The sequence below is a fragment of the Bradyrhizobium oropedii genome, from assembly GCF_020889685.1.
GTDB lineage: Bacteria > Pseudomonadota > Alphaproteobacteria > Rhizobiales > Xanthobacteraceae > Bradyrhizobium > Bradyrhizobium oropedii.
On record NZ_JACMYO010000080.1, the window covers coordinates 1 to 22,477 of the forward strand.

General features: G+C 63.7%; 20 protein-coding genes and 1 pseudogene. 9 read left to right on the plus strand and 12 right to left on the minus strand.

Features of this window, described 5'->3' with window-relative positions:
- Positions 1-5 precede the first annotated feature (5 nt).
- Entirely contained in the window at positions 6-1,136 is a 1,131-nt protein-coding gene (locus tag H8A95_RS22265; protein WP_229185064.1) for a hypothetical protein, read from the plus strand.
- Between the two features lie 15 nt (positions 1,137-1,151).
- On the opposite strand, the gene H8A95_RS22270 is transcribed toward H8A95_RS22265, so the two are convergent.
- Genes H8A95_RS22270 through H8A95_RS22280 form a run of 3 tightly spaced genes read right to left on the minus strand, consistent with a single transcriptional unit; the run spans position 1,152 to position 4,064 of the window.
- Positions 1,152-1,742: a Smr/MutS family protein gene (locus H8A95_RS22270; protein WP_229185040.1), complete on the minus strand. Its 591-nt coding sequence runs from the start codon at positions 1,740-1,742 to the stop codon at positions 1,152-1,154.
- Positions 1,739-3,382 carry a murein transglycosylase A gene (gene mltA, locus H8A95_RS22275; RefSeq protein ID WP_420839437.1) on the minus strand — a complete coding sequence of 548 codons (1,644 nt, stop codon included), beginning with the start codon at positions 3,380-3,382 and terminating at the stop codon, positions 1,739-1,741. Before mltA ends, H8A95_RS22270 begins: the two co-directional genes overlap by 4 nt.
- Positions 3,360-4,064: a Tim44/TimA family putative adaptor protein gene (locus tag H8A95_RS22280; protein WP_229185041.1), complete on the minus strand. Its 705-nt coding sequence runs from the start codon at positions 4,062-4,064 to the stop codon at positions 3,360-3,362. Before H8A95_RS22280 ends, mltA begins: the two co-directional genes overlap by 23 nt.
- Before the next feature lie 423 nt (positions 4,065-4,487).
- Here H8A95_RS22280 and secB point away from each other — a divergent pair, with 423 nt between their 5' ends.
- The gene (gene secB, locus H8A95_RS22285) at positions 4,488-4,976 is read left to right on the plus strand and encodes a protein-export chaperone SecB (protein WP_229185042.1); all 489 of its coding nucleotides are present in this window, start codon (positions 4,488-4,490) and stop codon (positions 4,974-4,976) included.
- A gap of 138 nt (positions 4,977-5,114) precedes the next feature.
- On the opposite strand, the gene dnaQ is transcribed toward secB, so the two are convergent.
- Genes dnaQ through H8A95_RS22305 form a run of 4 tightly spaced genes read right to left on the minus strand, consistent with a single transcriptional unit; the run spans position 5,115 to position 7,957 of the window.
- Positions 5,115-5,837: a DNA polymerase III subunit epsilon gene (dnaQ, locus tag H8A95_RS22290; protein ID WP_229185043.1), complete on the minus strand. Its 723-nt coding sequence runs from the start codon at positions 5,835-5,837 to the stop codon at positions 5,115-5,117.
- A 28-nt stretch (positions 5,838-5,865) separates the two neighbouring features.
- Positions 5,866-6,465: a dephospho-CoA kinase gene (gene coaE / locus H8A95_RS22295; RefSeq protein ID WP_229185044.1), complete on the minus strand. Its 600-nt coding sequence runs from the start codon at positions 6,463-6,465 to the stop codon at positions 5,866-5,868.
- A 36-nt stretch (positions 6,466-6,501) separates the two neighbouring features.
- Positions 6,502-7,110 carry a Maf family protein gene (locus H8A95_RS22300; protein ID WP_229185045.1) on the minus strand — a complete coding sequence of 203 codons (609 nt, stop codon included), beginning with the start codon at positions 7,108-7,110 and terminating at the stop codon, positions 6,502-6,504.
- Positions 7,111-7,120: 10 nt separating this feature from the next.
- Positions 7,121-7,957 carry a pyruvate, water dikinase regulatory protein gene (locus tag H8A95_RS22305; protein ID WP_050627995.1) on the minus strand — a complete coding sequence of 279 codons (837 nt, stop codon included), beginning with the start codon at positions 7,955-7,957 and terminating at the stop codon, positions 7,121-7,123.
- Positions 7,958-8,422: 465 nt separating this feature from the next.
- Between H8A95_RS22305 and hemJ the strand changes: the two genes are divergently transcribed.
- Positions 8,423-8,845: a protoporphyrinogen oxidase HemJ gene (gene hemJ, locus H8A95_RS22310; protein ID WP_229185066.1), complete on the plus strand. Its 423-nt coding sequence runs from the start codon at positions 8,423-8,425 to the stop codon at positions 8,843-8,845.
- A 251-nt stretch (positions 8,846-9,096) separates the two neighbouring features.
- Complete coding sequence (gene rho / locus H8A95_RS22315) at positions 9,097-10,362, plus strand: transcription termination factor Rho (protein ID WP_028341998.1); 1,266 nt, start codon at positions 9,097-9,099, stop codon at positions 10,360-10,362.
- Between the two features lie 227 nt (positions 10,363-10,589).
- Here rho and H8A95_RS22320 read toward each other — a convergent pair whose 3' ends face one another.
- Positions 10,590-10,781: a hypothetical protein gene (locus H8A95_RS22320; RefSeq protein WP_229185069.1), complete on the minus strand. Its 192-nt coding sequence runs from the start codon at positions 10,779-10,781 to the stop codon at positions 10,590-10,592.
- Between H8A95_RS22320 and mnmE the strand changes: the two genes are divergently transcribed.
- From mnmE to H8A95_RS22345, 5 genes and pseudogenes are all read left to right on the plus strand, one after another.
- Positions 10,711-12,006 (plus strand): tRNA uridine-5-carboxymethylaminomethyl(34) synthesis GTPase MnmE, encoded by a 1,296-nt coding sequence (gene mnmE, locus H8A95_RS22325; RefSeq protein WP_229185067.1) that lies wholly within the window; start codon positions 10,711-10,713, stop codon positions 12,004-12,006. The two genes, H8A95_RS22320 and mnmE, sit on opposite strands and share 71 nt — an antisense overlap.
- Before the next feature lie 250 nt (positions 12,007-12,256).
- Positions 12,257-14,139, plus strand: a pseudogene (gene mnmG / locus H8A95_RS22330) (tRNA uridine-5-carboxymethylaminomethyl(34) synthesis enzyme MnmG).
- Between the two features lie 129 nt (positions 14,140-14,268).
- Positions 14,269-14,952 carry a 16S rRNA (guanine(527)-N(7))-methyltransferase RsmG gene (rsmG, locus tag H8A95_RS22335; RefSeq protein ID WP_229185046.1) on the plus strand — a complete coding sequence of 228 codons (684 nt, stop codon included), beginning with the start codon at positions 14,269-14,271 and terminating at the stop codon, positions 14,950-14,952.
- A gap of 13 nt (positions 14,953-14,965) precedes the next feature.
- The gene (locus H8A95_RS22340; RefSeq protein WP_229185047.1) at positions 14,966-15,817 is read left to right on the plus strand and encodes a ParA family protein; all 852 of its coding nucleotides are present in this window, start codon (positions 14,966-14,968) and stop codon (positions 15,815-15,817) included.
- 141 nt (positions 15,818-15,958) lie between these two features.
- Positions 15,959-16,849 (plus strand): ParB/RepB/Spo0J family partition protein, encoded by an 891-nt coding sequence (locus H8A95_RS22345; protein WP_229185048.1) that lies wholly within the window; start codon positions 15,959-15,961, stop codon positions 16,847-16,849.
- 123 nt (positions 16,850-16,972) lie between these two features.
- On the opposite strand, the gene holA is transcribed toward H8A95_RS22345, so the two are convergent.
- The 4 genes from holA to H8A95_RS22365 all read right to left on the minus strand — a co-directional run bounded on the left by holA (position 16,973) and on the right by H8A95_RS22365 (position 22,448).
- On the minus strand, positions 16,973-18,004 hold the full coding sequence (holA, locus tag H8A95_RS22350) for a DNA polymerase III subunit delta (protein ID WP_229185049.1): 1,032 nt from the start codon (positions 18,002-18,004) through the stop codon (positions 16,973-16,975).
- A gap of 8 nt (positions 18,005-18,012) precedes the next feature.
- Positions 18,013-18,570 carry an LPS assembly lipoprotein LptE gene (gene lptE / locus H8A95_RS22355; protein WP_229185050.1) on the minus strand — a complete coding sequence of 186 codons (558 nt, stop codon included), beginning with the start codon at positions 18,568-18,570 and terminating at the stop codon, positions 18,013-18,015.
- Positions 18,557-21,187 carry a leucine--tRNA ligase gene (gene leuS, locus H8A95_RS22360; protein WP_229185051.1) on the minus strand — a complete coding sequence of 877 codons (2,631 nt, stop codon included), beginning with the start codon at positions 21,185-21,187 and terminating at the stop codon, positions 18,557-18,559. Before leuS ends, lptE begins: the two co-directional genes overlap by 14 nt.
- Positions 21,188-21,503: 316 nt before the next feature.
- Entirely contained in the window at positions 21,504-22,448 is a 945-nt protein-coding gene (locus H8A95_RS22365; protein ID WP_229185052.1) for an MBL fold metallo-hydrolase, read from the minus strand.
- Positions 22,449-22,477 lie beyond the last annotated feature (29 nt).

Genomic DNA, 22,477 nt, shown 5'->3' on the forward strand with positions numbered 1-22,477 from the left:
CGACGATGAGTTTGAATTTGGGATGGTGGCAAAACCCCTGGCGCCTGATGCTGGCCGTCAATGCGGCCGTGCTGGTCGGGGTGTTCCTGCACAAGATCGCGCTGCCGCCGTTCGTCCCCTACATCCATCTCCTGGTCGACTATCACTACGGCTTCACCAAGCGCGCGCTGATCGGCGCGATCGTCTCGCTGTTCACCGACAAGGTGCCGGTGTGGCTGGTGTTCACGCTCGCCGGCACGATCTGGCTGGTGACACTCGGCCTGTTCGTCAAGCTCTTTCATCGCACATTCGGCTTCGACGATGCACACTGGCCGCTGTTCGTCTTCATCGCGGGATCGCCGTTCTTCCTGAAGAACTTCATGCACACGCTCGGCCATTTCGACATCTATGGCTGCGCTTTGGCCATCGTGCTGCTGCTGATCCCGGCGCGCTCTGTTTTGTATGTGCTGATCGCTGCGCTGTTCTCGATCGTGCTGATCCTCGTCCATCACATCTTCGTCTTGATGTATGTGCCGACCATCGCGGCGATCACGGTGCTGCGCTTCTATCTGATGCAAAACGCGACGCCGCGAAACATCGCGATTGGGCTGGTGACGTTCATTGCGGTCGGCATCCTGTTCCTGGTCGCGCAGTTCGCCGGCACGGTCGACGTGCCCTACGACGAATTCCTCCGTCACCTGCAAAGCCGGATGGCCGATCCGTCACGGACCGATCTGCTCCAGTTCGGTTATATCTGGTACCAGCCGCTGTCGAAGGAGTTCGCCGACACCTGGGCGCGCATGCCGTCGAACATTCTCGGCGTCCCGGTCTTCGCGCTGCTGATCTGGCTGCACGCGCCGCTGTGGCGCTATTTCTCACGACTGATCGAAGCACTCGCGAATGAACTGCATCGGCGGATCGTGCTCGCCGCGCTCATCATGATCAGCGTCGGCTATCTCGTGATGTTCGTGACGGTGTTCGACTATTCACGCTGGATCTCGAACTGGGTTGTCTGCATGTTCCTGATGCTGCACGCTGTGAAGATGCTGCCGGCGTCGAAGGATGTGCCGCCGATCCCGTCGGACGAGCGCAAGACGACGATCCTTGGCTGGATCGTCACGCTGATCCCGCGCGTCGGGATCGTCCGCCCGTTCTGATCTTCCAGATCGTGCTCAACGCGCGCGCCGGACGCGCACATAAAGCGCACCCTCGCCGCCATGGCCGATATGCGCTTCCTCGAAGCCGACGACCAGCGAGCGGAATTCCGGCAGGCTGAGCCATTCCGGCACCTGGCGGCGCAAAACACCGCGTTCGGACTCGAGGCCCCCGACCTTGCCCTTGCCGGTGATGACGAGCACGAAGGTGAGCCCGTCAGAGTGCGCGCGTTGCAGGAAGGCGTACAGCACGCGATGCGCGCGCAGCTGCGTCATGCCATGCAGATCGAGCCGCGCGTCGATCTCCTGCCTGCCGCGCGACAGCTTTGCGCGCTCGCGGCGGCCGATCGGTGCCAGCGGTGGCGCCTGCGGGCGTGGTGCCGACGCGGCCTTGACGGACGTGACCGGCTTGACCGGGATGGGCTTGGCCGAAGCGTGATGGGCGGCCGGATCAGAAGAGACGGCGTGGGCTTTCGCGGCGGCGGGCCGCTTGCGCAGCGGCTTGACCTGTTTGGCCACGCTTTCCCAGAGCACACGCTCCTCCTCGCTCAGCGCACGCTTGCGCCGCGACGGAGCGGACAAATCGGGGATCGGCGCGGGTCGTTTCATTGATCGCGGTGATGGCGATAGCGCCGAGTGCGACGCTTCTCCTGACGTTGCGGAATGTCGGGCCGGGCTGCCGGCAACGGCACCGGTTCTGCCACAGGCGCGGCCTGCGCGACAGGGGTCGTTGGAGCAGGCGCAGCCGGCAGAGCATCCTTCGCGGGCGGGCTCACGGCCGGGCTCTTGGCGGCGCCGTTGCCGGCGTCTTTTGTCCCGGCCTTTGCCCCGGCCTTGGCGACGGTCGCCGTCGGCAGATCCGCGGACTTCGCCTCCGGCTTGTCCTTCTGCGGATCGGTCTGCGGAAACAGCTTCGCGATCCTGGCCGACGGTCGCTCATCCGGGATGGGCAACTTGTGGCCGCGCGCGACCGGGTCGAGACCCTTCGGCACCAGCATCACGAACTGCATACTGTGCCGTAACCGCCCCGAGACCTTTCCGGCATCCACGCCGGCGCCGAAATAGAGATCGGCGCGCGCCGGGCCGACGATCGCAGAGCCAGTATCCTGCGCGATCATCAGGCGATGGAACGGCGTCTTGGATTGCTCGGATTCGATCGGCAGCTCGCCGGCAATGAAGAACGGCGTGCCGTAGACATGCAGCGCCTTGTCGACCGCGATCGACCGGCCCGGCGTCAGCGGCACGCCCTGCGCACCGACCGCCTCGTCCTTGTCGGACAGCGGGACCTCGCGGAAGAACACGTAGGCACGGTTCTGCCGCCGCACCTCGTTGGCGCCGTCGGGGTTCTGCTCCATCCACTCCCTGATCTTCTGCATCGACATCTGATCCTTCGGGATGATGCCGCGGTCGATCAGGACCCGTCCGACCGGCGCATAGGGATAGCCATTATGCGCGTCGTAATTGATGCGCAGCGTGGTGCCGTCCTCGAGCTTGATCCGCGCCGAGCCCTGGATCTGGGCGAACAACAGATCGGTCTGGCTCTTCAGCCAGCAGATCTCGAGCCCGCGGCCGGCGATCGCGCCGTCCTCGATCTGGCCGCGATCGTAATAGGGCACGAGCTTGCGCCGGCCGATCTTGCGATACACCGGACCGCTGTTGGGCAGGCCTACCGAGGCTTGCGTCTTGCCGCGCACGAACAGGTTGGACGGACGGCGATAGACCGGAACATTGTAGACGTCGGTCTGGGTCCGCGATCCCTCGAGCACCGGCTCGTAATAACCGGTGACGAAGCCGGCATTCTCGCCGAGCCGCGAGATGCGCAGCGGCACAAAATTCTGCTCGAAGAATTCCTTCGCCTTGTTTCCATCGCCCAGATCAAGCCCCTTGGCGATGCGGCAGGGATCGCGCAGCGAGCTTCCGAGCGCCTTCGAATCCGCGGGCGCACCCTGCTGGGCCGCAATCGGCTTGCAGCTGGCGCGAAATGCCTTGTAGGCAGCGAGATGGTCATCGTCGCTCCAGCCGGACACATTGGCCCAGGCGAGCGGCTCATACTGACTGCCGCTGACCTGCAGCGGCAGTTCCAGATTGGGATAGGGGATCTGGTGGGTATGCTCGTGTCGCGGCGGAGCGTACCGGCTCGACCTGTAGCGCGCGGCGATCGCCGCCGTGGAGCACACAACCGCGAGCGCACAGCACGCGATCGCGAGGCGCCCGTAGCTGAGATGTTTAGTGAGCGCTTCCAGTTCCAACCAGCTTCCAATTCGGATCGCGGGAAGTCGAGTCGCGGGCGAATGTCCAGATGTCGGTGATGTCGGCGACCTTGTCCGGGCTGCCGTCGACGATGGTTCCCGCCTTGTCGCGCGTGACCGAGATCATCTGCGACACGAAGCGGACGGTCAGCTGGGTCGAGCGGTCGCGCGTCTCCGCGCTGACGATCTCGGCCTTGTCGATCGACACGAACCGCGTCTCGGTCTTCTGCTCGTGCCTCTCGCGATCCTTGATCGCGGCCTCGAAGCTTTCGTAGACCTCGGCCGACAACAGGTCGCGCAGCGCGCGGCGATCGCCATTGGCGAAGGCCAGCACGATCATTTCATAGGCCGAGCGGGCGCCTGAGAGGAAATGCCGCGGATCGAACGAGGAATCCTGGGCGACAACCGCGTCGAGACCCTGTGCCAGCGGCGTGCCGGGCTCGGCGATCCCCTTCCAGCGTTCCGTCGGCTCGACCGGCTCGGCCGGCGCGGCCGGCGCCGGCTGATCGATCACCGATCCCGGGATCGGCACGACGTTGTTATCCTGGCTGCGCTGCAGGACGTTGGGTGCTGCACGATCATACGGCGGCCGCTCGCTTCCCGTGCGCTGTCCGAGAACGCTGCGCAACCGCAGGAAGATAAACACGGCCAGCGCCAGGAAGATGATGGTGTAGATATCCACGTCGAGTTCGCTTTCTGGTCTCTGCCGGCAACGGGCCGGGCATCAAAGCGTTCCCGGTCGGGAACGGCAGAGATTACGTCACCGAGTGAGTCCGCAGCATGTAGGCACGAAACTATGCCCGGCCAATGGCGCTTTTTGGCACGGGCAAGTGTAGCGCGTTTTGACCCCGGGGGGAAACCCGTTCCTGCCCGGAAATCGCGCATCTTCAATAATTTAGGAAGCTGTTAAGAGATTGGGCGGACTTCCGCTCACGCGCCCGTTGCCGGAGATTTGGCCGCAGGCCCGCCGGGACACGCCCACTCGTCGTCCTTGTGGACCGAGCCGGGCCTATGATAGCCACTCGCCCGGCATCGGCATTCCCAACACCTTAACGCGTACCGTCGGACATTCTGTCCATCGAGCGCCGCTCCAGGAGACATTTTCATGACCAATGGCAACGGCGCGCCCGTCGAACCGGCCGCTCCCCAACTCAACGTACTGGCGCAGTACACCAAGGACCTGTCGTTCGAGAACCCGAACGCACCGGCCTCGCTCGGCCAGCAACAGCAGCAGCCGGCGATCAACATCCAGATCAATGTCTCCGCCAACAACCTGTCGGAGAACGAGTACGAGGTGGTCCTCTCGGTAGAGGGCAAGGCCGAGACGGCGGGCAAGGTGATGTTCAGCTTCGATCTCGCCTATGCCGGCGTCTTCCGGATCGTGAATGTGCCGAAGGAGAACCTGCACCCGCTGGTCATGATCGAATGTCCGCGGCTGCTGTTCCCGTTCGCGCGTGAGATCGTCGCGACCTCGGTCCGCGACGGCGGCTTCCCGCCGCTGCTGCTCGACCCCGTCGATTTCGTCGGTCTCTACCGCCAGAACATGGAGCGGCAGGCAGCCGCCCAGGCCGCCTCCGGCGTCAAGCCGAGCTGATCCCGTTCAAAGGCCTACTCCCGTCATCCTGAGCGCGAAGCGCGTCTCGAAGGATCGACGGGCCACCGGCCGGGCCGTTCATCCTTCGAGACGCCGCTTCGCGGCTCCTCTGGATGACGGGGATAAGTACTATCTTGATCAAGCCGCCGGTGCTTCAGCAGGTGCTGGCGGCGGCAAGTAATCGTTCCAGAGCGGCTTGTCGCCGAGCGTCGCGACGAAGGCCCTGTGGGCTTCCCGATCCGCGTCGGTGACCCGTACCAGCAGCGGGGTCTCGCGCTGCCGCCGTGGCATATCGCCATGGCCACCGGCACGCGCATCCGACGTGTCCGATGCCAGAATCAGCTGCGACTGCCGTGCCCCGATCAGATCGATGTAGACCTCGGCCAGCAGTTCGGCGTCGAGCAAGGCGCCGTGCTTGGTGCGGCGGGAATTGTCGATCTGGTAGCGCGAGCAGAGATCGTCGAGCCGGTTCGACACGCCGGGGTGCTTGCGCCGCGCGAGCAGCAGCGTATCGACCAGCCGGTCCTTCGGGATCGCCTTCCGCTTGGTGCGGTCGAGCTCGGCGTTGATGAAGCTGATGTCGAAGGACGCGTTGTGGATCACCAGCGGCGTATCGCCGATGAAGGCCAGGAACTCATCGACCACTTCCGCGAACAGTGGCTTGGAGGCCAGGAACTCGGTCGACAGCCCGTGCACGTTGAACGCTTCTGCCGGCATGTCGCGTTCAGGATTGATGTAGACGTGGTAGGTCTGCCCGGTCGGCATGCGGTTGAAGATCTCGACGCAGCCGATCTCGACCAGCCGGTCACCGCGCAGCGGATCGAGGCCAGTGGTTTCGGTATCGAGAACGATTTCGCGCATGACGTGAAGGAATCCGAAAAGCGGCGAATCAGGCGCGCCGCTTCGGCATCTTAACAACCTCGGCCAGAATGTCGCGGATGCGCGCCCGCACCGGATCAAGTCCGTGCGAGGTATCCACGATGAAATCCGCGCGTTTGCGCTTCTCGGCGTCCGGCATCTGCTTGGCGATGATGGCGTCGAGCTTGGCGGCATCCATGGTGCCCCGCGCCAGCACGCGCTCGCGCTGCAGTTCCGGCGAGGTGGTAACGACGACGACAGCATCGACGCGCTTCTCGCCGCCGGTCTCATACAGCAGCGGCACATCGACGACGACGATCGGTGCTCGGGCGGCTTCCGCATCGGCAAAGAATTTCTGCCGCGACGCGCCAAGCATCGGATGCACGATCTGCTCGAGCTGCCGCATCGCCGCAGGGTCGTGCACCACGCGTGCCGAGAGTTTTGCGCGGTCGACCTTGCCGTTCGCAGTGGTGCCGGGAAAGGCCGCCTCGATCGCAGGTGCCGCTTCGCCTTCGTAGAGCTGATGCACGGCCGCATCGGCGTCGTACACCGGCACGCCAGCCTCCATGAAGAGTTTGGCCGTGGTGGATTTTCCCATCCCAATCGAGCCGGTGAGCCCCAAAATCAACATCGGTTCAGCATCTCTCCGTCGCCACGCCTCAACATCTTACACCGCGAGCAGCTTCTCACGGCGCAGGAACGCGAGCAGCGATAATAGCGGCAGGCCGAGGATGGTGAAATGGTCGCCTTCGATCCGCTCGAACAGATGCACGCCGAGGCCCTCGAGCTGGTAAGCGCCGACGCTGGTCGTCACCGCCGCTCCGGCCTGATCCAAATAGGCCTCGATCTCGCCGGCGGCGAGTTGCCGCATCGTCATCCGGGCGACGCAGACATCGTCGAACCGCACCTTTCCGTCGTACGCAACCGAAATGGCGGAATGCAGCGCGTGGGTCTGCCCGGAGAGCAGGCCGAGCTGCTCGGCAGCCTGCGCACGGCCGGTGGGCTTGCTGAACATCCGCTGGCCCAGCGCCAGCGTTTGATCGGCGCCGACGACATACTGACCCGGCTTCTGCCTGGAGATGAACAGCGCCTTTTCGCGCGCCAGCAGCGAGGCGATCTCGCCGGGCGCGGAAAGGCCGGAATTTTTCTGCACTGCGCGTTCGTCGATATCGGCCGGCAGCGCCTCGAAATCGAGGCCCGCGTTTTCGAGCAGCATCTTTCGCGCGCGGCTTTGCGACGCGAGGATCAACTTCTGTGGGCCGCGCCAGATGCTCATGACGAGACGATCATTCCGACGGCCGGGCACGCTGGCGGTCATTGTAGAGCTTCATGATCGCGGCGGCCGTCTCCTCGATCGAGCGCCGCGTCACGTCAAGCAAGGCCCAGTTGAATTTCGCACTCAGGCGCCGGGCAAACGCGACCTCGTCTGCCACCGCCTGCTTGTCGATGTAGGTGTCGTTGTCGCGGTCGCCCATGGTGAGCAGGCGATTCTGCCGGACCTGGATCAACCGTTCCGGCGTCGCATGCAGGCTGACCACCAGCGGCTTCTTCAGGGTCTCGAGCTGGTGCGGCAAGGGAATGCCCGGCACCAGCGGTACGTTCGCGGTTCGGATGCCGCGGTTGGCGAGATAGATCGAGGTCGGCGTCTTCGAGGTGCGCGACACGCCGACCAGGACGACATCGGCCTCCTCGAGCCCTTCGACATGCTGACCGTCGTCATGGATCATCGTGTAATTGAGCGCGTCGATCCGGCTGAAATATTCTGCGTTCAGCACGTGCTGCGCGCCGACGCGGCCGGTGGTCGCGGCACCCAGATACGCCTCGAACAATTGCATGACCGGCCCGATGATGGACAGGCTCGGAACGTTGATTTCCTTGCACTTGCCTTCGAGCCGGCCGACCAGATCCTTCTCCAGCAGCGTGAACAGCACGATGCCGGGCGATTCCTCGATCTCATCAAGTACGCGGTCGAGCTGCTTCTGGCTGCGCACCAGGGGATAGACATGCTCGACCGCGGTCACGTTGGCGTATTGCGCGGCGACCGCGCGCGCCACGGTGATCAGCGTCTCGCCGGTCGAGTCCGACACCAGATGCAGGTGGAAATAATTGGAAGTCGTCGGCACCAGAACCCCTGTCTATTCTGTGAATCCCTGTGGAGGTCGGGGAGGAGAATCCGGGTCCGCCGCCCGGCCCGTGAATAACCCATCCCTTTCTTCACAGCACCCCGAGAAAGGATAAGTCGACGTCATAGGCAGGATGATAGTGAAGCGGTGTGGATTTGTCTCTTCATAAGCTGGCCACAGAGCCGTGCAACCAATTGAGCCGAGCGGCAGATTCCGGATCACCACCCTCGCCCGCCGGAATGTTGAGGGATGTGAACAAGACCATGCGAACCGCTGGATCGCATTGCATGAGTCAAATTCACCGCCACTAAGACTCAAACCTTAGATTCTAAAATTAATTAGGTTTAGGAGAGCCGTGTGTGCGGATATGTATCGGTCCCTCGCTTGCGAAGCTTTCGCTCGCAACGCTGAGGCCGTCCGAGCTGTTCCCTGCCGAGCTATTCCCTGAAAGGCATCGCTGCGATGTTGTATGACTGGATCAAGGCGCTGCACGTCGTTGCCGTCATCTCCTGGATGGCGGGCATGCTCTACCTGCCGCGATTGTTCGTCTATCACTGCGAGGCGGAGGCCGGCTCGAAGCAGTCCGAGACCTTCAAGGTCATGGAACGGCGGCTTTTGAAGGCGATCATCAACCCCGCGATGATCGTGACCTGGCTCGCCGGACTTTATTTGGCCTGGGCCGGACACTGGTACCTTTCCGGCTGGTTTCACGTCAAATTTACGTTGGTGCTCATCATGTCGGGTATCCACGGATTTTTGTCTCGCTGCGTGAAGGATTTCGCCGCGGACCGGAATCAGAGAACCCAAAGATTCTACCGCATTATCAACGAGGTGCCGACGCTTCTGATGATCCTGATCGTGATCATGGTGGTCGTGAAGCCGTTCTAGACATCGCGATGCCCAGGAAGCATGCTTCAGTCCTTCTTGCGAAGGACGGATCGATTTTCTATATAGGTTTTATCCCACCCCACGCAGGCGGATGTGGTCGCGTTTCGGTTCTTTTCGGGCCGGCGCCGCATCAGGTTTGAAAGCCCAAACGGCACTTTCCTGGCTGAGACCTGCGGACCTTCCTTCGGCGTCCGCTTTTTCCAAGCCACCTCGCACCCCTTCCCTACTTACTTCCTCACAGGACGACCCCGATGCGGGAAATCAAACTCCAGGACCTCAAATCGAAAACGCCGGCCGAGCTCGTCTCGTTCGCGGAAGAGAATGGGGTCGAGAATGCCAGCACCATGCGCAAGCAGGAGCTGATGTTCGCAATTCTCAAAAACCTCGCCGCCGCCGAGACCGACATTGTCGGCGAGGGCGTCGTGGAGGTGCTGTCCGACGGATTCGGCTTCCTTCGTTCACCCGACGCGAACTACCTGCCTGGTCCCGACGACATCTACGTCTCGCCCTCGCAAATCCGCCGCTTCGGCCTGCGCACCGGCGACACGATCGAAGGGCACATCCGCAGCCCGAAGGAAGGCGAACGCTATTTCGCGCTGCTGAAGGTCAATACGCTCAATTTCGAAGATCCCGAGAAGGCCAAGCACAAGGTCAATTTCGACAACCTTACGCCGCTGTTTCCCAATCAGCGTTTCCGCATGGAGCTTGAGGATTCCACTAAAAAGGACCTTTCTGCCCGCGTGATCGATATCGTCGCGCCGATCGGCAAGGGCCAGCGCGCGCTGATCGTGGCGCCGCCGCGCACCGGCAAGACGGTGCTGATGCAGAACATCGCGCACTCCATCACCGCCAATCATCCCGACTGCTATCTGATCGTGCTTCTGATCGATGAACGGCCGGAAGAAGTCACGGACATGCAGCGTTCAGTGAAGGGCGAGGTGGTGTCGTCGACCTTCGACGAACCCGCGGTACGTCACGTCCAGGTCGCCGAGATGGTGATCGAGAAGGCCAAGCGCCTTGTCGAGCACGGCCGCGATGTCGTGATCCTGCTCGATTCGATCACCCGCCTCGGCCGCGCCTACAACACCGTCGTGCCGTCATCCGGCAAGGTGCTGACCGGCGGTGTCGACGCCAATGCGTTGCAGCGTCCGAAGCGCTTCTTCGGCGCCGCGCGTAACATCGAGGAGGGCGGTTCGCTGACCATCATCGCGACCGCGCTGGTCGATACCGGCAGCCGCATGGACGAAGTCATTTTCGAAGAGTTCAAGGGCACCGGTAACTCCGAACTGATCCTCGACCGCAAGGTCTCGGACAAGCGGACCTTCCCGGCGATCGACATTGCCCGCTCCGGCACCCGCAAGGAGGAGCTCATCACCGATCCGCAGGTGCTCAAGAAGATGTACGTCCTGCGCCGCATCCTCAATCCGATGGGCACCATGGACGCGATCGACTTCCTGCTCGACAAGCTCCGGAACACGAAGAGCAACTCGGAATTCTTCGATTCCATGAACACCTGAGGCCGAAGAGAAATAATGAGGCCGAAAAGGATAGGGCGCTCCGCACAAACGGGGCGCCTTTTTTCACGGTGCCGATTTGCTGCAGCAAAGTGCAGCATGGATCGGGCCTCCGCCATTGCGCCGAATATTCATTTAACCGACTGATATAATTTATATTTGTGCCTTAGACTTGCGCCGCAGGCTGACGAAACCGCAGCAAAATTGCGGCACGGCTGCCGCAACTAAATTCAAGTATGTTGCGATGCAGCATTCCGCAATGTTGCATGCGAGATGGAAGCGGCATTGCCTTTGCCGATTTTGCTTGGGAAGAAATAGGTGATGCATCCGCGCGACCAGACCATCTTCGCATTGTCCTCGGGCCGACCACCGAGCGCGATCGCCATTGTCAGGCTGTCTGGCCCAATGGCCGAGTCGGTCATTGCGGGCCTGACAGGCAAGACGCCGGCTCCGCGGATGGCGACCCGGGCGCTGCTCCAGGATTCGAACCGTCAACCAATCGATGATGCGGTGGTGCTGTGGTTTCCGGGCCCGGCGAGCGCGACCGGCGAGGACGTCGCCGAATTTCATGTCCATGGCGGACGTGCGGTGCTGTCGGCGATGTTCGATGCCATCGTCAAGTTCGAGAATGTGCGGCCGGCCGAGCCCGGCGAGTTCACGCGACGGGCATTCGAGAACGGCAAGCTCGACCTGACCGAGGCCGAGGGCCTCGACGATCTGATCCACGCCGATACCGATCGCCAGCGGCGCCAGGCGCTGCGTCAGCTGAAGGGATTGCTCGGCGATCGGGCGCGTGACTGGCGCGAGCGGATCATCGCGGCGTCGGCGCTGATCGAGGCGGGCATCGATTTCTCCGATGAGGGCGATGTGCCGGCGGAGCTGATCGCGCCGGCGCTGGAACGGATCCGGGCGCTGCATGACGAAATCAAGCAAGTGCTAGCGGGGCAGGGGCATAGCGAACGGCTGCGCGACGGCCTGGTGGTCGCGATCGCGGGTCCGCCGAATGTCGGCAAATCGACCCTGATCAATCAGCTTGCGAAGCGCGAGGTTGCGATCGTCTCGCCGCATGCCGGCACGACCCGTGACGTGATCGAGGTCCAGCTCGATCTCGACGGCTATCCCGTCACGGTCATCGACACCGCCGGGATCCGCGAGACCAGCGACCCGGTGGAGCAAGAGGGTGTTCGCCGCGCCCGCGCCCGCGCCGCGGAAGCCGATCTCGTGCTTTGGCTGGCCGATAACGGCGATGCGAAGGCAGGCCATGGCGGCCCGACGCCGACCTGGCTGGTGCGAAACAAGATCGATCTCGTCAGGACGCCGCCAGGCGAGGGAGGTCGTCATCCTGAATTCCGGATCTCGGCCGCTCGCGGCGACGGCCTCTCTGAACTCATCGCCGCATTGGTCGGCTTCGCTCATGACTATTTTGCGACCAGCGAAGGCGGTTTGATCAGCCGGACCCGGCAGCGTGGGCTGCTCGAGGAGACCGTCGGATCTCTCCAGCGCAGCATCGACGTAGTCGAGCAGGGCGAGGAGCTCGCGGCGGAGGAACTTCGCAGAGCTGCCACTTCGCTGGGTCGTCTGCTTGGTCGGGTGGATGTCGAGGACATCCTCGACGTCATTTTCCGCGAATTCTGTGTCGGGAAGTAGCAAGTAGCCGGCTGTTTCACGTGAAACATGGTTTCGATCAGGTTAAGGGCGGCCGTTCCGTTTCACGTGAAACAATTGTCGCGGCGCGGCCGACGTGTTTCACGTGAAACGCCTTCGTCTCATCATTGCGATCCAGGACCTTGTCCGCCTAAGCCTAGGCGAAGGCCGAAGTCATCCATATCTCGGTCTCAGACCGGCGATCCCAACTTCGTTCTTCCGGCTTTCACTACTCCACGATAGAAGTCCCGCCATGACTTTCAGGGCAGACTCTTTCGACGTCATCGTCATCGGCGGCGGCCATGCCGGCTGCGAGGCCGCGAGCGCGTCTGCGCGTCTGGGCGCCAGGACAGCCCTGGTGACCCATCGTTTCGCGACCATCGGAGCGATGTCCTGCAATCCCGCAATCGGCGGGCTCGGCAAGGGTCATCTGGTTCGCGAAGTTGACGCTCTCGATGGTCTGATGGGCCGGGTCGCCGATGCCGGCGGCATCCAGTTCCGCATGCTCAACCGCCGGAAGGGTCCGGCGGTCCGCGGTCCGCGGGCTCAGGCCGACCGCAAGCTCTATGCCGCGGCGATGCAGGCGGCGATCACCGAGACCGCAAATCTCAGCGTCATCGATGGCGAGGCGGACGACCTGATCGTCGTCGACGGCCGCGTCACCGGCATTCGCCTGGGCGATGGTCGAGAGCTTTCAGCGGGTGCGGTTGTCATCACGACTGGCACCTTCCTGCGCGGTCTGATCCATCTCGGAGAGAGGAACTGGCCGGCGGGCCGGGTCGGTGAGGCGCCGGCGATGGGCTTGTCCGCGTCGTTCGAGCGGGCGGGTTTTGTGCTCGGCCGGCTCAAGACCGGGACGCCGCCGCGTCTCGATGGCACCACGATCGACTGGTCCGCGGTCGAGATGCAGCCCGGAGACGATCCGCCGGAGCCGTTTTCGGTCATGACGGACCGGATCACGGCCGCACAGATCCAATGCGGCATCACCCGGACCACGCCGGCGACCCATGAGGTGATCCGGGCCAATGTGCATCGTTCGCCGATGTATTCCGGCCAGATCAAGAGCTCCGGACCGCGATATTGCCCCTCGATCGAGGACAAGATCGTCCGCTTTGGTGATCGCGACGGCCACCAGATCTTCCTGGAGCCGGAAGGGCTCGACGACACCACGGTCTATCCGAACGGCATCTCGACCTCGTTGCCTGAGGAGGTCCAGCTCGCGATCCTCGCCAGCATCCCTGGCCTGGAGCGCGTGAAGATGGTCCGCCCGGGCTATGCGATCGAATACGACCATGTCGATCCGCGGGAGCTCGCTCCGACCCTGGAGACCAAGCGTCTGCCCGGGCTTTTCCTGGCCGGTCAGATCAATGGCACCACAGGCTATGAAGAGGCGGCGGGGCAGGGCGTTGTCGCCGGGCTCAATGCCGCTTTGGCTGCCAGTGGTGTGGACCCGATCGTGTTCGACCGCGCTGACGGCTACCTCGGGGTGATGATCGACGACCTCGTGACCCGCGGAATCACCGAACCCTATCGCATGTTCACTTCCCGGGCCGAATACCGGCTGACGCTGCGGGCCGACAACGCCGACCAGCGGCTGACCGACAAGGGCATCGCGCTCGGATGCGTCGGAACAGCGCGCGCGGAGCGTCACCGCACCAAGATGGCGGCGCTGGAGGCAGCCAAGCGCTCGCGAAGTCGCTCGCAATCACGCCGAATGAGGCCGCCAAGCATGGGCTCGCGCTCAATCGCGACGGTCATCGCCGATCCGCCTTCGAGCTGCTGGCCTATCCGGAGATCGAGTGGCCTGCAGTCCAGGCAATCTGGCCGGAGCTGTCGGCCATTGACCCGGCAATCGCCGTGCATCTCGAGATCGATGCCAAGTACGATGTCTATCTGAAGCGCCAGACCGCCGACGTTGATGCCTTCCGGCGCGACGAGGGTCTGGTCCTGACCGATGTCGACTACACCGACGTGCCTGGTCTCTCCAACGAAGCGCGCGCCAAGTTGCAGAAGGCGCAGCCGCGGACGGTCGGGCAGGCGGGCCGGATCGATGGCATGACGCCGGCAGCGCTGGGCATTCTGGCCGCCTATCTTCGGCGTGAGGCGCGAAGGAAGTCGGTCAAGGCGACTGCCTGACGTTTCACGTGAAACGGGCGGGCTGAGCGCCTATCTTTTGTGAGACGGAAGCGATCGGCGACGCCATAGCCTGCCAGACTCAGCTACGATCGACTTCCCATCGTCAGACAGCACGGCTCTGCCCCCAGAATGGCTCCAGCTCCGCAATCCGCCGAACTCAGCGTCTCCGCCAAGGACAAGGCGGCGGCGCTCGCGCTGACGCCTGTTTCACGTGAAACAGAGGCGCGGCTCGATCGCTATATCGCCCTCCTCCTGGAATGGCAGGCCAAGACCAATCTCGTCGCGCCCTCCACGCTGCCGAATCTCTGGACCCGTCACGTCTCCGATTCGTTGCAGCTCCTGAGCCTCGCGCCGACGACAAAGTCCTGGGTCGATCTCGGCAGCGGTGGCGGCTTTCCCGGTGTCGTGCTCGCCTGTGTCTTGACCGAAACGCCCGGCGCACGGGTCCATCTGGTTGAGCGAGTAGCCAAGAAGGCCGCATTCCTGCGTGAGGCGATTCGCGTGACGGCGTCTCCCGGGACGGTGCATCTGGCTGATATCGGGGATACTGTGGATAGAATCGCGGGTCCCATCGATTGCGTCACCGCGCGAGCGCTAGCTCCGTTACATCAACTGATCGGCTTTGCGGAGCCGTGGGTCAAAAAGGGCGCCAAGGCGCTGTTTTTGAAGGGTCAAGATGTAGATGCCGAATTGACCGAAGCCACTAAATATTGGAATATTGAGCCAAAGTTGCACTCCAGCCGGACCGGCGGACAGGGCTGGATCGTCGAACTCGGGTCAATCGAGCGGCGCCAGGGGAGTCCGCGAGAGTAAATGGTATTTTGGTATGACCGTGATGGACGAGGTTTATCAAGAAGATAGGACGTCGCAGTCGCCCGGCCAGCCGCGCATCCTGTCGCTCGCCAACCAGAAGGGCGGCGTCGGCAAGACAACCACAGCGATCAACCTTGGTACCGCGCTCGCTGCGATTGGCGAGCGTGTCCTGATCGTCGATCTCGATCCGCAGGGCAACGCCTCGACCGGCCTCGGCATTGATCGCCGCAACCGCAGCTGCTCGACCTACGACGTCCTGATCGGCGAAGCGCCGCTGCGCGATGCCGTGGTCGCGACCGCGGTGCCTCGGCTGCACATCGCAGCCTCGACCATGGATCTCTCCGGCCTCGAGCTCGAGCTCGGCACCACGCCGGGCCGCGCCTTCCGGCTGCGCGATGCGATCGCCGGATTGAACAACAACGTCTCGCCGGAAGCCGACTACACCTATGTGCTGATCGACTGCCCGCCCTCGCTCAATTTGCTCACCGTGAATGCGATGGCCGCGTCGGATGCGATCCTGGTGCCGTTGCAGTGCGAGTTCTTCGCGCTCGAAGGTCTGTCGCAATTGCTGCAGACCGTGGAGCAGGTGCGCTCGACGCTCAATCCGACGCTGTCGATCCACGGCATCGTGCTGACGATGTTCGACTCGCGCAACAACCTCTCCAACCAGGTGGTTGCCGACGTGCGTCAGTTCATGGGCAACAAGGTGTACGACACCATGATCCCGCGCAACGTGCGCATCTCGGAAGCGCCGTCCTACGGCAAGCCCGTGCTGGTCTACGATCTCAAATGCGCCGGCAGCGATGCGTATCTCAAGCTCGCCACCGAAGTGATCCAGCGCGAGCGCGAGCTGCGCGCGCATTGACGACGATGGGGTGGACGATGGCAGCTTCGCCGAATCCACCACCCTTCGCGCCGCCCGGTGGGTCCGCCTCGCGTTGCCCACCCGACAATTCAAGATTCGATTTCTGGAGTACTGCGTGTGAATCCAAGGGAGCTCGCAACAATGGCCGATGAAGCGCGTTCGCGACTGGGGCGCGGGCTGGCAAGCCTGATCGGAGATGTCGGCGGCGAGGCGGCCGCGCATGTCGAGCGGCCGCGCAACCAGCGCAAGGTGCCGATCGAATTCCTCAAGGCCAACCCGCGCAATCCGCGGCGCAGCTTCGCCGATGCCGAGCTCGGCGAGCTCGCCGATTCGATCAAGGCGCGCGGCGTGATCCAGCCGATCGTGGTGCGCGCGATCAAGGGCGCACAGGACCGCTACGAGATCATCGCCGGCGAGCGGCGCTGGCGCGCCTCGCAACTCGCCGGCCTGCACGAAGTGCCGATCGTGCCGGTCGAGGTCTCTGATTCCGACGCGCTCGAGATCATGATCATCGAGAACGTCCAGCGCGAAGACCTCAACGCGATGGAAGAGGCGCTGGGCTATCACGCGCTCGCCGACGAGTTCAAACGCGGTCAGGAAGACATCGCCAAGATCGTCGGCAAGAGCCGCAGCCATGTCGCCAACATGATGCGGCTGACCAAGCTGCCCGCCGAGGTGCAGGCGCTGATCTCGAAGGGCGATCTCTCCGCCGGCCACGCCCGCGCGCTGATCGGCGTGCCGGATCCGCTCGCCGCTGCAAAGCGCATCGTTGCTGAGGGCCTCAACGTCCGCCAGGCCGAGGCGCTGGCGCATGAGGAGGGCGTGCCGGAGCGCAAGCCGCAGAAGGCGCGCAGTGGCAGCGCGCCAAAGATCGACAAGGACGCCGATACGCTGGCGCTGGAGAAGCGCGTCAGCGATGCGCTCGGCCTCGCCGTCACCGTCAGCCATCGCGATCCCGGCGGCACCGTCCAGATCAACTACCGCAATCTCGAGCAGCTCGACGAGGTGGTACGGCGGCTCGAGGGCGGTTAGCCCGCCGACATCTGTCTCCGTCATTGCGAGGAGCGACAGCGACGAAGCAATCCATCTTTCCGAGCATGCGGGAAGATGGATTGCTTCGCTTCGCTCGCAATGACGTCACTCCAATATCGTGTCTCACCCCCGCCGCTTCGCGTTCGATGCGATCGAGAGCAGCGCGCGCTGCGCGATCACGGCGGCAAGCGAGGCCTGCTTGCGCATGTCGAGCGCTGCAGTGGCGAGCTGATCGATTACGTTCACCAGTCGCGGCGGCGTGAAATTGCGCAGCGCGATCTCGACCGCGGGCTTGCGCGAGAAATGCAGCCGCGGGAAGCCGCCTTCGAGCACGGCCGATGCCGGCGTGCCGTCCGCGATCGCGAGTGCCGATTTGTGCAGCCACGCCGCCTGGCGCTGCGCGGCCGAGATGATCACGCCGGGATAGGTACCGGCGACCATTGCTTTGGTGAACTCGCTCTCCACCAGCGCGGCGTTGCCGGCGAAGGCGCCGTCGACGATCGGATCGAGCTTCAGCTCGGAGGCGTCAGAGACCACGGTCATCACGTCGTCGAGCGTGATCTCGCCCTTGCCGTGCGCGAATAGCGCCAGCTTGCGCAGCTCGTTGCGCGAGGCCATGCGGTCGCCGCCGAGCAGCGACATCAGCACCGCGCGCGCGTCCTGCGCGAGCCGCAGGTTGGACACGCGCAGCTCGTCCTCGATCAGCTTGGTCAGATCGCGTTCGGTGTCGGGATAGCAGCCGATCGCCACCGCATTCTTGGCGCGCTCGCAGATCTTGCGCAGCGGCGATTCCGGCCTGAGCTCGCCGGCCTCGATTACGATGCGGCAATCCTTCAAGGCGGCGGTCTCGGTCAGCGTCTCGACGCCGCTTGAGAAATTGCGCGAGCCGGCGCGGACGCGGATGGCGCGGCGGCCGCCGAACAGCGGCACCGTCATGGCCTCGTCAACCAGCCGCGACGGCTCCGCGGCGAGCTCGTCGCCATCGAGCCGCACCAGCGAGAATGGATCGTTGGGATCGTCGACCGCGGATGCCATCAGCGCATCGGCGCGCTCGCGCACCAGGCCGAGGTCCGGGCCGTACAGCAGGATGATCGGGCGACCGGCGTCGGGCCGGGCGAGGAAGCTGTCGATCTCTTTTCCGCGAAGCGCGACCAATGCGGCGATCAGGTCCCGGCTGAGAAGAAGGAGGCGAGGCGGGTCTGGATGTTGTCGGCGATCTCCTGCGCGGCGCGGTCCTCGGCGTCGCGAAGGGCGCGGACCCGGGCGAAGCGCTGGTAGGAGCCGGGCATGTCATAGGACACGCGCGAGAACGTGGTGCCGGTCATGACCGATTTGTTCGAGGCGATCTCGATCAGGTTGAACTGGGCATCGATACCGTAGTTCTCGCTGGTCGGCAGCGCGGTGGTCGGATCGATCATCAGCGAGGAGCGGTTGGTATAGAAGCGCAGCACCAGCCGGTGCGTCGGCGGTGCGCCGGTGGCGGTGCCGTAGAGCTTGAAGGCGAGGGCGTTGCGGACCTCGACGCCGACCCGGGCCTCGCGGGACGCGTTCGCCTTGTCGACCGGCGGAACCTCGACCCCCAACAGCTTGTCGCGCAAGGCGGACGACTGACCGTCGAGGGTGCGCTCGGCATACATCGGCTGGAAACAACCGGCCGTCAGCGCGGCCAAGGCAGCAACGGCCACGAGCCGGGCGGCGATCCTGATCCTAGCCGACAACATTGACGATCCTCATGGGCACCACGATCACCTTGCGGACGGGTTTGCCGCCCAGTGCGGCTTTTACCGCATCGAGCGCCAAAACGGCAGCCTCTATATCCGCATTTTGCGCCGCCCGTGGCACAGTAACATCACCTCGTTTTTTACCGTTGACCTGGACAACGAGGGTCACACTGTCTTCGACCAGCAAATCGCGTTCGATTTGCGGCCAATCGGCCTCGGAAACCAGCCCCGGTTGTCCAAGGGCGTTCCAGCACTCCTCGGCCAAGTGCGGCATCATCGGTGAGATAATCTTGACCAGAACAATGACCGCCTCATTCACCGCAGCAAACGACAGCGGTCCGGCGACCTTCTCCGAGTCAATCATGGTCCGGAGTACGCCAACAAAATCATAGATTTGTGCAACTGCTGTGTTGAAACTCAGCCGTTCAATGTCTTCGGTAATCCGCGCAAGCCGCTTGTGTGTAATTCGCCGAAGTGCGAGAGCCTGCTCGGAATCGGTCAAGCCCGATTTCTCGGTGTAGAGAGGCTGCCCTCTCGTTTGAACGAAAGTCTGAACAATCCGCCAGACGCGCTCAACGAAGCGCTTTGCCCCTCGAACGCCCTCCTCGCTCCAGATCACGTCGCGATCCGGGGGCGAATCCGACAGCATGAACCAGCGCGCCACGTCGGCGCCGTAGCTTGCGATGATGTCGTCGGGGTCGACGGTGTTCTTCTTCGACTTCGACATCTTCTCGATCGAGCCGATCGCGACGTCCTCGCCGGTCGCCAGCAGCACCGCGCGGCGGCCGTTGCCATCAACCTCGATCCTCACCTCGGCCGGCGTGACCCAGGCCCCGTCGGCCTTCTGGTAGGTCTCGTGCACCACCATGCCCTGGGTGAACATGCCGGCGAACGGCTCCGACATGTCGATGTGGCCGGTCGCCTTCATCGCGCGGGTGAAGAAGCGGCTGTAGAGCAGATGCAGGATCGCGTGCTCGACGCCGCCGATATACTGGTCGACCGGCATCATCCGGTTGGCGACATCAGGCGTGGTCGGCGCATCCTTGTTCCATGGATCGGTGAAGCGCGCGAAGTACCAGGACGAGTCCACGAAGGTGTCCATCGTGTCGGTCTCGCGCACCGCCTTGCCGCCGCACTTCGGGCAGGCGACGTGCTTCCAGGTCGGATGATGGTCGAGCGCGTTGCCCGGCCTGTCGAAAGAGACATCCTCCGGCAGCGTCACCGGCAGCTGGTCGTCGGGCACCGGCACCACGTCGCAGGTCGGGCAGTGAATCACCGGGATCGGACAGCCCCAATAGCGCTGGCGCGAAATGCCCCAATCGCGCAGCCGGAAATTCACCTGGCGCTCGCCGACCGGCGCGTTGCCGCGCAGCTCGCTTTCCAGCCGCTTTGCGATCTCTTCCTTGGCCGCTTCGATCGTCATGCCGTCGAGGAAGCGCGAATTGATCATCCGGCCGTCACCGTCATAGGCGACGTCGGTGATCACGAAGGTCTTCGGGTCCTGGCCCTCGGGGCAGACCACCGGCGTGTTGCCGAGATTGTACTTGTTGACGAAGTCGAGGTCGCGCTGGTCGTGCGCCGGGCAGCCAAAGATCGCTCCGGTGCCGTATTCCATCAGCACGAAGTTCGCGACATAGACCGGCAGCTTCCAGCTCGGATCGAACGGATGCACGGCCTTGATGCCGGTGTCGAAGCCCTGCTTCTCGGCGGTGTCGATGATCGACTGCGCGGTGCCGATCTTCTTGATGTCGGCGATGAACTCGGCAAGCTTCGGGTTCTTCGCGGCGGCGGCCTGCGCCAGCGGGTGATCCGCCGAGATCGCCATGAACTTGGCGCCGAACAGCGTGTCCGGCCGCGTGGTGAATATCTTCAGCTCGCTCTCGCCGGCCGGCGTCGTCACCGGATCCAGCGCGAACCGGATCAGCAGGCCTTCGGAGCGGCCGATCCAGTTGCGCTGCATCAGCCGCACCTTGTCGGGCCAGCGGTCCAGACCGTCCAGCGCCTCCAAGAGCTCCTGCGAGTACTTCGTGATCTTGAAGACCCACTGGCTCATCTCACGCTGCTCGACGACGGCGCCCGAGCGCCAGCCGCGGCCGTCGATCACCTGCTCGTTGGCGAGCACGGTCATGTCGACCGGATCCCAGTTCAGCTTGCGCTTCTCGCGCTCGGCGAGGCCGGCGGCCAGCATGTCCAGGAACATCTTCTGCTGATGCTTGTAGTAGCTGGGGTCGCAGGTCGCGAACTCGCGTGCCCAGTCGAGCGACAGCCCGATCGACTTGAGCTGCTTCTTCATCGCGGCGATGTTGTCGTAGGTCCAGGCCTTCGGCGCCACCTTGCGCTCGATCGCGGCATTCTCCGCCGGCAGGCCGAACGCGTCCCAGCCCATCGGGTGCAGCACGTTATAGCCCTTGGCGCGCTTGAAGCGGGCCAGCACGTCGCCCATCGTATAGTTTCGAACGTGCCCCATATGGATGCGCCCCGACGGATAGGGGAACATCTCGAGCACGTAGTATTTCGGCCGCGGATCGTCGTTCTTGGAGGCGAAGATCGCCTTTTCGTCCCACTCGCGCTGCCAGTGGATTTCGGATTCTCGGGCGTTGTAGCGTTCGGCGGTCATGAAATCGCAGGGATTCTGGGTGGCTTTGGTGATTTTCGGGTCCCATCCGGGGACGGCGGACTAGGCCACAAAAGCGCCTGCGGGGTCAACGGCTTGGGGCCTCCAAACGCCCCATCCCGTCGCGCACCCGCCCTGCCACCGTCGCAGGGGGCGGCGCTTGCCGCCTCCCCCGTAGTCCTGGCGAAAGCCAGTACCCATCACAACAGGGCTTCGGGAGAGGGACGGGGGCCGCAACAATGAGCGGCGGGGGGTAAGTGGGTCCGGGCCTTCGCCAGGACGTGCTGTGCAGGCCCGGAATGACGAGTCGGGGGCCCCTTCACACCGGCAGCTTCAGCTCCATCAGATCCTTCGCCACCACGATCCGGCCCTTGAAATTCGTCTTCACGTCCCGCGTCCAGTCGTCATCGGTCACCTGCGGATCGTCGCCGGGGACGAAGTGGCTCAGCACCAGCGTCTTGACGCCGGCGGCGGCTGCGATGCGGCCGACGTCCTCGGTCGAGGTGTGGCTGTCGAGCAGATGCTTCTTCAGCGTCGCGCCGTTCCTGGTCTTTGCGACCAGGCGATCGACCGCGGGAATGTAGAGGCATTCGTGCACCAGCACGTCGGCGCCCTTGGCGAACTCGGCGAGCTTCGGGTTGTAGGCGGTGTCGCTGGAGAACACGATCACACCATCCGGCGTCTCGAACTTGTAGGCGAAATTGTCGGTGATCGGCGGATGCGGCGTGCGGAACGCGGTGACGGTGACGTCAGGCGTCTTCAGCACCACGCCGTCTTCGGTGATGTCTTTCGCGACCAGCAGCTTGCGCGGATCGGGCCGACCTTCGTCCTCGATCCGGGTCTCGACGTCGAACTTGTTCAGCTCCCAATATTCCTTGGTCATCGCCTCGATGCCCTTGGGGCCGAACGAATGGATCGGCGTCGAGAGACCCGCCGCCCAGGCGTTGTAGAACAGATTGCCGTATTCCAGATTGTGATCGGAATGGTGGTGACTGATGAAGATGTACTTCACCGACGGGATCGGCACACCGGCATTGACCAGCTGCCGGCTGACGCCCATGCCGCAATCGATCACGAACGGCGTGTCGTTGACGACGAGGAGATTGGCGGGGTTGGAGGCGCCGATGCCGACGCGCGGGCCGCCCTTGGTGCCGAGGAATACGATACGGGTGCGCGGCTTTGTGCCTTGCGCGTGCACCGTCGGCGCCGCGAGCAGAGCGGCGCTGCCGAGCGCCAGTTTCAGAGCATTGCGGCGATCGATCATCGGTTCCTCCCTGAACTCTTCAGGCGACC